Source organism: Acinetobacter vivianii, from assembly GCF_014635885.1.
Lineage (GTDB): Bacteria > Pseudomonadota > Gammaproteobacteria > Pseudomonadales > Moraxellaceae > Acinetobacter > Acinetobacter vivianii.
In genome coordinates, this window is record NZ_BMDR01000007.1 from 71,822 (window position 1) to 86,348 (window position 14,527).

Annotated in this window: 12 protein-coding genes; all 12 read left to right on the top strand. The window is 42.9% G+C overall.

Annotated features, from left to right (window positions below; genetic code table 11):
- Positions 1–8 precede the first annotated feature (8 nt).
- A complete protein-coding gene (gene nuoG / locus IEV36_RS14335; RefSeq protein ID WP_005256171.1) occupies positions 9–2,693 on the top strand; it encodes an NADH-quinone oxidoreductase subunit NuoG in 2,685 nt (894 codons plus the stop codon).
- A gap of 3 nt (positions 2,694–2,696) precedes the next feature.
- A complete protein-coding gene (gene nuoH, locus IEV36_RS14340; protein WP_004770773.1) occupies positions 2,697–3,713 on the top strand; it encodes an NADH-quinone oxidoreductase subunit NuoH in 1,017 nt (338 codons plus the stop codon).
- Positions 3,714–3,731: 18 nt separating this feature from the next.
- Positions 3,732–4,274 (top strand): NADH-quinone oxidoreductase subunit NuoI, encoded by a 543-nt coding sequence (gene nuoI / locus IEV36_RS14345; RefSeq protein WP_004655439.1) that lies wholly within the window; start codon positions 3,732–3,734, stop codon positions 4,272–4,274.
- A complete protein-coding gene (gene nuoJ, locus IEV36_RS14350) occupies positions 4,274–4,792 on the top strand; it encodes an NADH-quinone oxidoreductase subunit J (RefSeq protein WP_171068004.1) in 519 nt (172 codons plus the stop codon). The genes nuoI and nuoJ overlap by 1 nt, the downstream gene beginning before the upstream one ends.
- On the top strand, positions 4,792–5,100 hold the full coding sequence (gene nuoK, locus IEV36_RS14355; protein ID WP_004770776.1) for an NADH-quinone oxidoreductase subunit NuoK: 309 nt from the start codon (positions 4,792–4,794) through the stop codon (positions 5,098–5,100). Before nuoJ ends, nuoK begins: the two co-directional genes overlap by 1 nt.
- Positions 5,097–6,992: an NADH-quinone oxidoreductase subunit L gene (nuoL, locus tag IEV36_RS14360; RefSeq protein ID WP_004770778.1), complete on the top strand. Its 1,896-nt coding sequence runs from the start codon at positions 5,097–5,099 to the stop codon at positions 6,990–6,992. The genes nuoK and nuoL overlap by 4 nt, the downstream gene beginning before the upstream one ends.
- A 1-nt stretch (position 6,993) precedes the next feature.
- Entirely contained in the window at positions 6,994–8,592 is a 1,599-nt protein-coding gene (gene nuoM / locus IEV36_RS14365; RefSeq protein ID WP_004770779.1) for an NADH-quinone oxidoreductase subunit M, read from the top strand.
- 3 nt (positions 8,593–8,595) lie between these two features.
- A complete protein-coding gene (gene nuoN / locus IEV36_RS14370; protein WP_005256173.1) occupies positions 8,596–10,092 on the top strand; it encodes an NADH-quinone oxidoreductase subunit NuoN in 1,497 nt (498 codons plus the stop codon).
- Between the two features lie 106 nt (positions 10,093–10,198).
- Positions 10,199–10,834, top strand: coding sequence for a uracil phosphoribosyltransferase (gene upp / locus IEV36_RS14375; protein ID WP_004770784.1), 636 nt, complete (start codon positions 10,199–10,201; stop codon positions 10,832–10,834).
- Between the two features lie 122 nt (positions 10,835–10,956).
- Positions 10,957–11,247, top strand: a complete 291-nt coding sequence (locus tag IEV36_RS14380; RefSeq protein ID WP_004770785.1) for a cold shock domain-containing protein — start codon at positions 10,957–10,959, stop codon at positions 11,245–11,247.
- A 116-nt stretch (positions 11,248–11,363) separates the two neighbouring features.
- On the top strand, positions 11,364–12,059 hold the full coding sequence (locus IEV36_RS14385) for a cold shock domain-containing protein (protein WP_005256174.1): 696 nt from the start codon (positions 11,364–11,366) through the stop codon (positions 12,057–12,059).
- Positions 12,060–12,341: 282 nt separating this feature from the next.
- Positions 12,342–14,483, top strand: coding sequence for a TonB-dependent receptor (locus IEV36_RS14390; RefSeq protein ID WP_171068005.1), 2,142 nt, complete (start codon positions 12,342–12,344; stop codon positions 14,481–14,483).
- The last annotated feature ends 44 nt before the right edge of the window (positions 14,484–14,527 follow it).

A 14,527-nucleotide genomic window follows, 5' to 3' on the forward strand; every position in this document is an offset into this window, starting at 1 on the left:
ATTCGACTATGGCTACAATTCATGTCGATGGAAAATCGTATGAAGTCAACGGCTCAGAAAACTTGCTACAAGCATGTCTTAGCCTTGGCATCGACATCCCGTATTTTTGTTGGCACCCATCCTTAGGTTCTGTTGGTTCTTGTCGTCAATGTGCGGTAACTCAGTATGCGAATCCTGAGGACACACGTGGACGCTTGGTGATGTCATGTATGACACCTGCTGCCGACAATACCTATATCTCGATTGAAGACAAAGAAGCAACGGATTTCCGTGCGTCGATCGTTGAATTCTTGATGACGAACCACCCACACGACTGCCCAGTCTGTGAAGAAGGTGGTCATTGTCATTTACAAGATATGACGGTGATGACACAGCACGATCGTCGTCGCTATCGCTTTACCAAACGTACTCACTATAACCAAGAGTTAGGTTCGTTTATTGCGCATGAGATGAACCGTTGTATCGCTTGCTACCGTTGTGTGCGTTACTACAAAGATTATGCTGGCGGTACTGATTTTGGTGTTTATGCCAATGCTTCACGGGTGTATTTCGGTCGTCCAGAATCAGGCACTTTAGAATCTGAATTCTCGGGTAACCTGACTGAAGTCTGCCCAACAGGTGTATTCACGGATAAGACGCATTCAGCACGCTACAACCGTAAATGGGACATGCAGTATGCGCCAAGCGTATGCTTCGGCTGTTCTTCTGGTTGTAACATCTCTCCGGGTGAGCGTTATGGCGAAATCCGTCGTGTTGAAAACCGTTTCAACGGCTCAGTAAACCAATACTTCCTTTGTGATAAAGGTCGTTTTGGTACAGGCTATGTGAACCGTGAAGATCGTCCACGTCAACCGCAGTTCCGTAATGGTGAAACTGTTGCGACTGTGAGTGTGGATCAGGCACTTGATCAGGTGATTGCTCAACTTCAAGGTAAGAAAGTCTTAGGTATTGGTTCACCACGCGCAAGCTTGGAATCAAACTACGCACTTCGCGAACTGGTTGGACAAGACAACTATTCAACAGGTATGTCTCAAAAAGATCAGAATCTGGTTGAATTAGCTGCATCAATCATGCAAACACAGGGTATCTATAACCCGAACATGCGTGAAATTGAAAGCTATGACGCCGTGTTGATCTTGGGTGAAGACTTAACTCAAACTGCGCCACGTATGGCTTTATCTGTTCGCCAAGCTGCGAAAAATAAAGCCAAAGAAATGGCTGCTGCAACACGTACACCAGACTGGTTAGCTGAACCTGTTCAACGTATTGGTCAAGATGCAAAATCACCAATTTATATCCTTGCTGCAACGCAAACCCGTTTAGCGGATGTTGCAACAGGTGAAGTGGTTGCGTCTCCAAATGACATCGCACGTTTAGGTTTTGCGGTTGCTGCTGCTGTTAAAGGCGAAGCGCTTGCTGGTTTAGCTGATGATGCAAAAGCATTTGCGCAAACCATTGCGGATACCTTGAAAGCTGCTAAAAAGCCATTGATTATTTCTGGTACCAGCTTACAAGATCCTGCAATCATGGAAGCTGCGGCTCAAGTTGCGCAAAACCTTGGTGAACATGCAGGCTTGTCATTGACCGTTCCTGAAGTGAACTCAATGGGCTTAGCTCTGTTTGGTGGCTTAAGTTTAGAACAAGCATTTGCACAAGATTATGATGCTGTCGTTGTCATTGAAAATGACTTGACTCGTCGTTTACCAGTAGCACAAGTGAAAGCTGCATTTGACAAGGCTGAAACTGTGATCGTACTCGATCATAGCGAAACTGAAACCTTGAAACTTGCAGATATCGTACTTTCAGCAGCAAGTTTTGCTGAGGGTGATGGTACTGTTGTGAGCCAAGAAGGCCGTGCACAACGTTTCTATCAAGTGTATGACCCAAGCTACTATAAACCTGAATATGCGATCAAAGAATCTTGGCGCTGGTTACATGCCATTGAGACAGGTCTTAAAGGCAAAGCTGTGGATTGGACACTCCTTGATGATGTGATTGATGACATCGTGAAGAATGTTCCTGTGCTTGAAGCGATTCAAGATGTTGCACCTGATGCGGGTTATCGTATCCACGGTTTGAAGATTGCGCGTGAACCACGTCGTTACTCTGGCCGTACAGCAATGCGTGCGCCGTTATCGATTCATGAGCCTAAACAACCGACTGATCCTGATTCGGCATTAACATTCTCAATGGAAGGTTATGTGGGTAATCAGACAGCATCTTCACTGGTACCTTTCGCATGGTCTGCGGGCTGGAACTCACCACAAGCTTGGAACAAATACCAAGATGAAGTGGGTGGTCACTTAAAAGGTGGTGATTCAGGTGTTCGTTTATTCGATCGTTTAGCAAAACGTCCTGCACGTAGCTATGTCGCGCCGTCGGCTGTGGTTGTGAATCCTGAAAGCTTCCGTCTTGTGCCAATGCACCATATTTTTGGTTCTGGCGAATTCACCATTAAAACACCTGCGATGGAATCTCGTATTCCTGAAGCGATGTTTGCTGTGGGCGAGCAAGATGCGACACGTTTAAATGTTCAGGATGGTCAACGTATTACCGTGAAAACGGGCGAGACTAGCATCAGCTTACCGGTACAAGTGATCGAATATTTACCAACAGGTTATATCGGTTATCCAATTGGTCTGGCACCAACAGTTTCATTGGCAGAGCCTGTTTCTGTGGCGGTAGGAGTGTAATTCATGAATCAAGAAATTATACGTCAAACGCCACTTTGGGCTGAGAACTGGCCAATCGCTTATTCAGTGATTCAAGCCATTGTGATCTTGCTGGTGGTGGTTTTGGTTGCTGCGTTAATGTCATTTATTGAGCGTCGTCTCTTGGCATTATGGCAAGACCGTTACGGTCCAAACCGTGTTGGTCCGGGTGGTATGTTCCAGATCGTTGCCGACATGCTCAAGATCATGTTCAAAGAAGACTGGACGCCAAAGTTTGCTGATAAGTTGACTTTCCGTTTAGCACCAGCAGTTGCGATGGCAACTGCGGTACTTTCGTTTATGGTTATTCCAGTAAGCCCTACACTGGGCGTTGCGGATATGAGTATCGGCCTATTGTTCTTTATGGCAATGGCGGGTATCGCAGTTTATGCAGTGCTATTTGGTGGTTGGGCATCTAACAACAAATACTCATTACTCGGTGGTCTTCGTTCTGCTGCTCAAACCATTTCTTATGAAGTGTTCTTGGGTATCTCGTTGATGGGTGTAGTTGCGATTGCAGGCTCATTCAACATGCGTGAGATTGTTGAAGCACAACGTGATATGTGGTTCATCATTCCTCAATTCTTAGGCTTCCTGATCTTCGTTGTTGCTGGTGTTGCAGTCACGCATCGTCATCCATTTGACCAACCAGAAGCTGAGCAAGAATTGGCTGAAGGTTACCACGTAGAATATGGTGGTATGAAGTGGGGGATGTTCTTCGTTGCGGAATATGTCAACGTGGTATTGATCTCTGCTTTGATCGTGACTTTATTCTTCGGCGGATGGCTTGCACCATTTAATCTGGAAATTCCATTTGTTCCACCATTATTCTGGTTCATTATCAAAACAGCATTCTTTGTGATGATGTTTGTCTTGGCACGTGGTTCGTTAATGCGTCCTCGTTATGACCAAGTAATGAACTTTGGTTGGAAAGTTTGTTTGCCATTGGCGTTGGTCAACTTGTTAGTGACTGGTGCTGTGATTCTGATGAATCAGGCCTAGGACAGCAGGGAGTACAAAATGTATAAAATTCTAGCTGGCTTTGGATCGATTGTACGTTCGTTATGGATGGTGTTCAGCCATGTAACGCGTAAACGTGACACGATCTTATATCCAGAAGTACCAGGTGAACAAATTGCACCTCCACGCTATCGTGGTCGTATCGTGTTAACACGTGACCCAGATGGTGAAGAGCGTTGTGTGGCATGTAACCTTTGTGCGGTTGCTTGTCCTGTTGGCTGTATTTCATTACAGAAAGCGGAAAAAGAAGATGGACGTTGGTATCCAGAATTTTTCCGTATCAACTTCTCACGCTGCATTTTCTGCGGTATGTGTGAAGAAGCTTGCCCGACCACTGCGATTCAAATGACACCAGATTTCGAACTCGGTGAATATGTACGTCAAGACTTGGTGTATGAGAAAGAAAACTTACTCATCTCTGGACCAGGTAAATATCCTGACTATAACTTCTACCGTGTCACTGGTATGGCAGTAAGCGGTAAAGAAAAAGGTCAAGCACAAAAAGAAAGTGCACCAGTTGATGTACGGAGCTTATTACCATGATGTGGCCATTTTATTTGATGGCACTCGTGGCCATTGTTTCGACAGTACGTGTTGTGACTAACACCAATCCTGTGCATGCATTATTAAGTTTGATCGTTTCTCTTCTTGCTGTTGCAGGCATTTTCATGATCGTAGGCGCGCCATTTGCTGGTGCGCTTGAGATCATCGTTTATGCGGGTGCAATCATGGTCTTGTTCGTCTTCGTTGTCATGATGTTGAATCTTGGCCAGGATACGGTCGAACAGGAAAGCAAATGGTTGACCTCAGATGCATGGGCATATCCTGCACTCATGAGCTTCTTGTTGGGCTTAATCCTTGTATGGATGTTAGGCGGTGAATACACCACAATTTCTGCGCCAATGGGTACAGAAGTTGTTGGCCCTAAAGCAGTCGGTCAAGCACTATTTACTCACTATCTATTATTGGTAGAAGTTGCCGCGATGTTATTGCTTGCAGCACTAGTTGCAGCATTCCACTTAGGCAAACGTGAACCAGGTGCAGAAGAGGATAAAGAATAATGGGACACATCCCTTTAGAACATGGTTTGATCGTTGCAACCATCCTTTTTGCACTCGGTTTTTACGGTGTGATGGTGCGACGCAACCTATTATTTATGCTAATGAGCCTTGAAATCATGATGAATGCCGCTGCGTTGGCATTCGTTTTGGCAGGTAGTGTTTGGGCACAGCCAGATGGACAAGTCATGTTCATCCTGATTCTGACCCTTGCTGCAGCAGAGGCATGTATCGGTCTTGCGATCGTCCTTCAGTTTTATCATCGCTTCCATCATCTGGATGTGGATGCTGCTAGTGAGATGCGCGGATGAGTACATTATATTTAACCGTTTTATTCCCGCTCATTGGTTTTATCCTTTTAGCGGCAGGGCGTGACAAACTTTCTGAAAATGTAGCTGCCATTATTGGTGTCGGTTCAGTCGGTTTATCTGCGTTATTTGCTTTAATTGCTGGTCTTGCATTTACCAGCAGCGGTCAAACCGTTTTTGTTCAGCACTTATGGACGTGGTTCAGTGTTGGCGGTTTTGAGCCAGGTATCAGCTTGCACCTTGATGGCTTGTCATTATTGATGACCGGTATGGTCACTGGTGTTGGCTTCCTGATTCACATTTTCGCATCATGGTATATGCGTGGTGAAGAAGGCTATGCGCGTTTCTTCTCTTATTTCAACCTGTTCGTTGCCAGCATGTTGTTGTTGGTATTGGGTGATAACCTTGCGTTATTATTCTTGGGTTGGGAAGGCGTAGGTCTGTGCTCATATCTCTTGATTGGTTTCTACTACTCAAACCCTGCAAATGGTTGGGCAGCAATCAAGGCATTCACGGTAACACGTGTGGGTGACGTATTCTTACTCATCGCATTGTTCCTGCTTTATCAACAGTTTGGTACTTTGAATATTCAGTACATTGTTGAAAATGCAGCAACTGTGATGACGCAAAGCTCATCATTGTCAATCTGGACAGCATTGATGTTGTTCTTGGGTGCAGCAGGTAAATCTGCGCAAATCCCATTGCAAACATGGTTGGCAGATGCGATGGCTGGTCCTACACCAGTATCTGCATTGATCCACGCTGCGACAATGGTTACAGCGGGTGTGTACTTATGCTGCCGTATGTTCTCTGTGATGGAAATGGCACCAGAAGTGATGCAGTTCATCTCGATTACAGGTGCAGTGACCTTGCTTGTGGCTGGTTTTGCCGCATTGGTTCAAACCGATATCAAACGTATTCTGGCTTACTCAACCATGAGTCAGCTCGGTTATATGTTTATGGCGGTGGGTGCTGAAGCGTACCAAGCAGGCTTATTCCACATGCTTGCTCACGCATTCTTCAAAGCATTATTGTTCCTTTCTTCAGGTGCCGTAATTCTTGCATGTCATCACGAACAGAACATTTTCAAAATGGGTGGATTACGTCACAAGATTCCATTCGTATTCTGGTGTTTCGTGATCGGTGGTGGCGCATTGGCAGCACTTCCAATCGTAACCGTTGGTTTCTTCTCTAAAGATGCGATCTTGGGCGCGGTATATGCTCAATCGACCATTGCAAACCTTCCGCTTTACAATACCTTGTACTGGGTAGGTGTTGCGGGCGCATTCTTAACGTCTATTTATACATTCCGCTTAATCTGGGTCGTATTCTTCGGCGAAGAGAAAACGCATGCACATGCCATTCATGGTGTAACTTATTGGGGCCCGCTTGCGATTCTTGCTGCACTTTCAACAGGTATTGGTTACTTCTTACAAGCACCAGTTGCCAAGTTATTGACGGCTGCAAATATTCCAAGTTTTGTGATTCCTGAAACATTAGAAGCTGCCGTTTCTCATGCTGAACATTTAGCAAGTGGTGTTGCCCTTGTTGGTCTGGCTGTAGGTATCTTCTTGTTTGCCTTTGCGTATGGTGCAGTTAAATCATTTGCTCAAAGTTCTTTGGGTTCAGGTTTGGCGCATATTTGCCGTACTGCATTTGGTTTTGATGCTTTGTATGACATCGTATTTGTAAAACCTTACTTATTGATTGCGAAAATTTTAGGTCGTGATCCAGTTGATGGTCTATGGTTAGTACTCCCTGCAATTGTGAAGGGTGGTAATAGCTTTACAAGTTCGCGTCAAACAGGTTCATTACGTGAATACGCATCAAGCATGTCACTCGGCGTAGTGGTGTTATTGATGATCTTGATCGTGATTCAGGTTGTGGGGAAATAAAATGGAAAACAATTTAATTTTACCCGCACTGATTTTAGTTCCTTTCATTGCTGGTTTTATTTGCTGGTTGGTTGATAAATTTGACCAGCACTTACCGCGTTGGATTGCCTTAATTGGTATGCTCATTACTTTTGGTTTGGGCATTGCACTTTGGCAAAGTGGTACATATAGCTACGAGTTGGGCGGTAAAGTCCCGACTTGGGCGGCTGAATTCCATCTTCCATGGATTCAGACTTTAGGTATTAGCATTCACTTGGCAGTGGATGGTTTATCTCTTCTTATGGTGTTGTTAACCGCATTACTTGGTGTACTTGCAGTTGGCTGTTCATGGGGCGAGATTCAAAAGAATGTTGGTTTCTTCCATTTAAACTTACTTTGGAGTTTAGGTGGGGTGATCGGTGTATTCTTGGCGATTGACTTATTCTTGTTCTTCTTCTTCTGGGAGATGATGCTTGTACCAATCTACTTCCTGATTGCGTTATGGGGTCATAAAGGTTCGAATGGTCGTTCACGTGTTTACGCTGCAACCAAATTCTTCCTCTATACACAAATCGCTGGTTTGATCATGTTAATCGGTATCTTGGGCTTAGTTGTCTATGGATACATGATGACAGGCATGATCGGTTTCGATTACAACTATTTATTGGCTGTTGCGAACCACTTACCACCTGAAGTTGCTTATGCATTCATGCTGTGTTTCTTCATCGGCTTTGCGGTGAAATTACCAGTATTCCCATTACACGGCTGGTTGCCTGATGCGCATGCGCAAGCACCAACAGCGGGTTCTGTGGATTTAGCGGGTATCTTGATTAAGACAGCTGCGTACGGTTTGCTTCGTTTCGTAATTCCATTCTTCCCAGCAGCGTCAGCACAATTTGCTGATATCGCCATTATTCTGGGCTTGATTGGTATTTTCTACGGTGCTTTCCTTGCTTACCAGCAAACCGATATGAAGCGCTTACTTGCGTATACGTCTATTTCGCACATGGGTTTCATCTTACTTGCAATCTACGCAGGTAATATCCTGACATTCCAAGGCCTCATGATCATGATGTTGGCACATGGCTTGTCATCTGCTGCATTGTTCATTATGTCTGGTCAGGTTTATGAGCGTTTACACACACGTGATTTACGTTTAATGGGCGGCCTTCGTGGTCAGCTTCAATACTTGCCATTCTTCCTGATGTTCTTTGTTGCAGCATTGGTTGGTGTACCAGGTCTAGGTAACTTTATTGGTGAATTCCTGATTCTTATGGGTTCATTTAAAGCTTATCCAGCTTTCACTATCATTGCAGCAGTGAGCTTGGTATTTGCTGGTCTTTATGGTCTGATCCTGATTCACAAAGCATTGTTTGGTGAACCAAACCCAGAGCAAAAACAGCACTATACCAGCCCGCTTAAAGATTTATCTGCACGTGAAGTCAGCATTTTGATGATCTGTGTGATCGGCTTAGTTTGGTTAGGTATTTACCCACAAACCTTCTTGGATATGTCACATTCAAGCATGCAGTGGTTAGTAAATAGTTATATGCCAGTACAAGAAGTTGTTGAAACTGTTCAACAGGCTGCAACTCAACTTGAACATGTGGAGATGCAATAAACCATGAACTTCACAATTTCTTTTTCTGAGCTGATGCCTTTAGCTCCAGTGATGATTGTGGCACTGACCGCAATCGTCGTGATGTTGTTGACTGCGATTAAACGTAATCACAACCTCATTGCGACCACTTCGGTTGTAGGTTTAAACCTTGCTGCAATCTTTATTGCATACACCACGTTTACTGGGCACTTTGCGCCAGTAAACGTGATGGGCATGTTTATGGTTGATCCATTTACCATGCTCTATCAATTCCTGATTTTGATTGCTGCTTTAGCGTGCTGTACCTTGTCTCATGCGTATATCGAGACCTATAAGGAAAACCGCGAAGAACTTTACATCTTGTTGCTGTCTTCAGTTGCAGGTGCAATGTTATTGGTTGCTAGTTCGCACTATGCAGCATTCTTCATCAGCTTAGAATTGATGTCGATTCCTGTATACGGCATGTTGGCGTATACCTATCAGCGTAGCCAGTCTTTGGAAGCGGGGATTAAATACCTTGTACTTTCAGCGACTGCGTCTGCAATGTTGTTGATGGGTATGGCGTATATCTATGCTTATACAGGTTCATTGTCATTCTATGACTCTGTTCAGGCATTGTTTACTGCGATCAAACAACCAATGGTGTTATTGGGCTTAGGTTTAATTATCTTTGCTGTTGCATTCAAACTTTCACTTGCGCCATTCCATAAATGGACGCCAGATGTGTATGCCGGTGCGCCAGCGCCAATGGCAACCTTCTTGGCTACGGCTGCGAAAGTTGCAACGATCGGTTTATTTGTTCGTTACTTACTCACTTCTGGTGCGATCCTGATTGAGTCAATTGTGACAGTGATTACCATCATTGCAGTATTGTCGATTGTCGTGGGTAACTTACTTGCAGTACGTCAAGTTAACTTGAAGCGTATCTTGGGTTATTCATCAATTGCACATTTTGGTTATTTGTTGATTGCTTTAATCAGCATGACTTATGCAAGCCTTGGTAGTGTGACAGTTTATGTGATTACTTATGTACTCACTACAATCGGTGCATTCGGTGCAGTTGCATTAATGTCTAGTCCGTACAACAACGTTGATGAAGCACAAAGTCTTGCAGACTACCGTGGTTTGTTCTGGCGCCGTCCGATCTTGACTGCAACATTAACTGTAATGATGTTGTCTTTAGCGGGTATTCCATTAACTGCAGGCTTCATTGGTAAGTTCCTTGTGGTGATGGCTGCGGTAACCACACAACACTGGTTCCTAGCTGCAATGATCGTTGTGGGTAGTGGTATCGGTTTGTATTACTACTTACGTGTGATGGTTGTCATGTACATGACACCACCAGATGTACCACGTATTGATGCTGATGCACACTGGGGTACTAAAGTGGGTGGCTTGATGGTGCTTGCTGCTGCATTACTTGTATTCGTATTGGGTGTCTACCCAGATCCGATGATTAACCTCGCATTGAAGGCTGAGATCATGTCTCCATTGCACTTTATGTTGTCTCAACAACAGTAATCGTCTGATTTGTACAAAAAAGCCTCCAAAATTGGGGGCTTTTTTATTGCCGAGTAAAAAAACGCTTTATAATAGACAAAGATTAACATTACCTAGGTACTCACTCGTGTCGATTCAAGAAATTCGTCATCCGCTTATTCGCCATAAACTTGGTTTACTACGTCGTTCTGACATCAGTACCAAGAATTTTCGTGAATTAGCGCAAGAAGTCACGATGTTACTGACTTATGAAGCAACAAAGGATCTTCCTGTTGTTGAGCATGAAATTGATGGGTGGGCAGGGAAAGTCTCAACTCAGCGTATCGCAGGGAAGAAAATCACAATTGTACCTATCTTGCGTGCTGGTATTGGGATGTTAGAAGGCGTACTGAGCCTGATCCCAAGTGCGAAAGTGAGTGTTTTGGGTTTAGAGCGTGATGAAGCAACTTTGGAAGTTCGTACTTACTATAAAAAGTTAGTGCCAGATGTTGCGAATCGTTTGGCTATGATCATTGATCCAATGCTTGCGACGGGTAATTCACTCATCGCTGCGATTGATGTATTGAAAGCAAGTGGCTGTAAAGATATTCGTGTTATGGTCTTGGTTGCCGCACCAGAAGGTGTTGCTAAAGTAGAAGCGGCACATCCTGATGTTCGCATTTATACTGCCTCGATTGACCAAGGTTTAAATGAAGAAGGTTATATCGTTCCTGGTCTGGGTGATGCAGGCGATAAAATCTTTGGTAGTGTTCAAAAAGACTAATTTTTGACACATTCTTAAAAGAGACTTGATCTCATCCTGAAGCTATTTTGAGGATTGATTGAAAGTCTCTTTTTTATTTTTATATACTGTCATCATCGCATTGAGAAAATAGGATAAATGTCATGAAGCAAGAATTCTATCAAGGCAAAGTTAAACAATATAATCCAGACAAAGGCTTTGGTTTTATTGGGACATCTGAAGGGGATGTATTTTTTCATATTTCAGAGTATCCAGCCGATGCTGAGCCAAAAAGAAATGAAAAAGTGAAATTTATCGTCGTTGAAAATGACGGGAAGTACAAAGCGACCAAGATTGAACGTCTTGATCCGAATCCTGCCAAAACCAAGAAAACCAAAATTGCTGAGCACAATAATTCGATTACGTCGGCATTATTGTCAAACTTCCGTCGCTAAATACACAACATTTATCCTTTTTTTATTTAGGTATCCACTTAAATATTATGAGAAAAGAGGCTTTTTAGCCTCTTTTTTTATTAGAATAGAAGCAATATAAAAATAGAGCGTACGCAATGTTTCTTGAGGGAAAAATTAAAAAATACAATTCAGAGCGCGGTTTTGGTTTTATTCAGGTAGAAGGAAGAACATCAGATATTTTCTTTCATATTACTGATTTTCCAAAAATGACTGGTGAACCGAAACTAGGGGAAAGGCTTAAATTTCTGATTGTTGAAGAGCATGGAAAATTTAAAGCAACTAATATTGTTCGATTGGACTTAAAAAGGGAAAGCCCGATTTCTGAAATCACTCCTAATGAAAAATTGACTGTACCAACGTTATCTAACCGTACTCAAGAGACTTCCAAGAAAGGAGTAACATTTACCATCGTGGGCTTGATTGTAATTGCAATCTTAAGTGGTTTAGTTTTTCATAAGTATCAATCTTATCAGCAATCAAAAAAACTAAAAGCTGCTCAGTTGATCGAAGAGCAAAGGAAAATTGTAGAACAACAACGACAAGCTATTGGTGAATTACCAGAGGTGAAATTGTCAGAAAAAACCAAGAGGGCACTCGAATCTAGTCATGTCCAATCTGTTCAGAACAAATCATCTACTAAAGCAAATCACCAATTCCAGTGTGATGGACGAGAGCACTGTTCCCAAATGAGCTCTTATGAGGAAGCATTGTTCTTTTTAAAAAATTGTCCTAATACAAAAATGGATGGTGATGGGGACGGTATTCCTTGTGAACGTCAATTCGGACGTTAAATATGGAGCATAGGCAGTGAGGGAGAGTACTGTTTAAATAACACATGTTATTGAATAGACTAAAATTAAGATAAGACAAAATAAAGTTTCTAAGATAGCGGTGTAGACTTTGAGATGAATTTCCGAGGTTGCTTCTTATTGTTAAAGTAATAAATAGTTATTACTTTATTAATGGTTTTTATTATCATTTGTTAATTATTCTTATATAATATGATCAAATTTTTATCGGGGTATGGTCACTTGAAAAAGAATATATTGTTTCTATCTCTCATTGCATTACCTATGTTTGCTGTGGCTGAAGAAAATACAGTTTTACCAACGATTGTCGTAAAAGCCGACTCACAAGCAACAGATGCAACAGGTAAACTTAAAAAAGATGCAAGTTTAGGTATCCTCGGTGAGAAAGCTGTATTGGATACGCCGTTCAGTATCCAGTCCTATACCGAGCAGGCAATTAAAGATAAGCAAGCGGATTCGATCGCAGGCATTCTTAAAAATGATCCAAGTATTCGTACCACCACCAATAGTGGGCATTTAAACGAAAACTTTATGATTCGCGGCTTTGCGGTGACATGGGAAGATGCCAATATTAATGGTGCTTATGGCATGTCGCCAAGTGGTCGTACACCGACTGATATTTTAAGCTCTGCCAGTGTATTGAAAGGTCCAAATGCATTAATTGCAGGCATGGCACCAGGTGGGAGTATTGGTGGAGTCGTAATGGCAACGACCAAACGTGCGGATCGCGATCTGACCCAAGTCTCTGCGATGTACGAGGATGGTGGTTACTACAAATCAGGTTTTGATGTATCTCGCCGTTTTGGTGAAGACAACAAATTTGGTGCGCGTGTCAGTGCGACTTATGGACAAGGTGAACATATTGTTGACGGGCTAGAAGATGAAAATACGGCTGCGGTACTAGCACTCGACTATACGACTGATCAGGCCAAAATTAACTTTGATGCTTATTCGGTACGAGATAAGCGTGATGGTGGTTCACCAGCAATGATCTCTTTTGCGACTTTGGGACGTGTTTTACCAGCACCAGATGGAAAACTGAATTATTTCCCACATTTAGAAGGTATGCAAAGTGCTAATTATGTGGGCTTATCAGGAGAATATAAGCTTCTACCAAATTTAAAAGCATTTGCTGGCGCTGGGTTCAATGAGCGTGAATACCGTGGGCATTTATTTGGTACCCGTATGATCGTAGGCGATTATCCCGTTAATCATCAAGGCATAGGTAATACCAGTCCATTGGTCGGTGCGGATGGCGATGCACTGGCACAATATTATCGAGTCGGTTCAAAGGAACATAACACCACCTTTAATGCAGGTTTAGAAGGTCAGATTTTTACAGGTGATATTTCTCATACACTGGCATTCCGAGCAGATTACCTGAAACGTAAATATAGTCAGCATCAAGGACGTGGTGCAAAAGAAGTTTACTTTCCGACCAATATCTATGATCCAAGTAGCGAAGGGCATATGCCTGATACTTGGCCAGTCATTGTACCTTTCGCAGATGATGTCTATGTCAGCTATAGCTTAAGTGATCAGATTTCTATGCTGGATGACAAGCTACAGTTTATTTTAGGTGTACGCTATCAAGACATGAATTTAAAAGCGCTGACGACCAATGCACCGCCATTGAAAGATGATAAGTTATCTCCAAGTGCCGCCATTGTTGTGAAACCTTTTGGTGAAGAAACTTCATTCTATGTGAGTTATGTGGAAGGTCTGGTTCGAGGTGCAACGGTATCTAATGAGGCAGATGCAAATTACAATAAAACATTTGCCCCATTTGAAAGTAAGCAATATGAAATTGGTGCGAAATATCAAGGTGATCGTTGGTTACACACTTTAGCGCTGTATCAAATTAAAAAACCGAGCACGATGACAGATACAAGCTATCGTGATCCGAACAATGCAAATATTAAGCAAATCACAACAGATGGTGCGAAGACTGAATCAAAAGGTGTTGAGTACGGTTTCTCTGGTAAAGTGACGGAAGACTTAATCGTTTACGGTAATCTGGCTTATATTGATACCGAATATAAGAAAGGACTCTTAACGGGTGGAGTCGATATATCTGGCAATACCATTGAGGGTACACCAGAGATTACCGCAGGCGTTGGTGTAGATTACACCTTACCCTATGTAGAAGGTTTAAGCGTAAATGCATTTGTGACTTATGTGGATGACCAATACTTAACTGCGAACAATAATTTAAAATTACCTGATTATACCTTGGTTGATTTAGGGGCGAAGTACGCAACTAAATTGGGTGGAGTAAATACAACTTTCCGTGCCAATGTGGATAATGTCGCTGATAAGAAATATTGGGATGGCGTGTTTACCAGTGGCTTTACTACAGTTGGCGCAGGTCGTACTTATAAACTTGGTGTGAGCTTCGACTTCTAAACCGAACTGCATAAAAAAATGCTTCCAAGTGGAAGCATTTTTTT

Bases quoted from the DNA above. Each gene is read 5' to 3' on its own strand.
- nuoG (WP_005256171.1), top strand. From the start codon at position 9: ATGGCTACAATTCATGTCGATGGAAAATCGTATGAAGTCAACGGCTCA.
- nuoK (WP_004770776.1), top strand. From the start codon at position 4,792: ATGGGACACATCCCTTTAGAACATGGTTTGATCGTTGCAACCATCCTT.
- nuoJ (WP_171068004.1), top strand. From the start codon at position 4,274: ATGTGGCCATTTTATTTGATGGCACTCGTGGCCATTGTTTCGACAGTA.
- nuoH (WP_004770773.1), top strand. From the start codon at position 2,697: ATGAATCAAGAAATTATACGTCAAACGCCACTTTGGGCTGAGAACTGG.
- nuoL (WP_004770778.1), top strand. From the start codon at position 5,097: ATGAGTACATTATATTTAACCGTTTTATTCCCGCTCATTGGTTTTATC.
- IEV36_RS14390 (WP_171068005.1), top strand. From the start codon at position 12,342: ATGTTTGCTGTGGCTGAAGAAAATACAGTTTTACCAACGATTGTCGTA.
- nuoI (WP_004655439.1), top strand. From the start codon at position 3,732: ATGTATAAAATTCTAGCTGGCTTTGGATCGATTGTACGTTCGTTATGG.
- nuoM (WP_004770779.1), top strand. From the start codon at position 6,994: ATGGAAAACAATTTAATTTTACCCGCACTGATTTTAGTTCCTTTCATT.
- IEV36_RS14385 (WP_005256174.1), top strand. From the start codon at position 11,364: ATGTTTCTTGAGGGAAAAATTAAAAAATACAATTCAGAGCGCGGTTTT.
- IEV36_RS14380 (WP_004770785.1), top strand. From the start codon at position 10,957: ATGAAGCAAGAATTCTATCAAGGCAAAGTTAAACAATATAATCCAGAC.
- nuoN (WP_005256173.1), top strand. From the start codon at position 8,596: ATGAACTTCACAATTTCTTTTTCTGAGCTGATGCCTTTAGCTCCAGTG.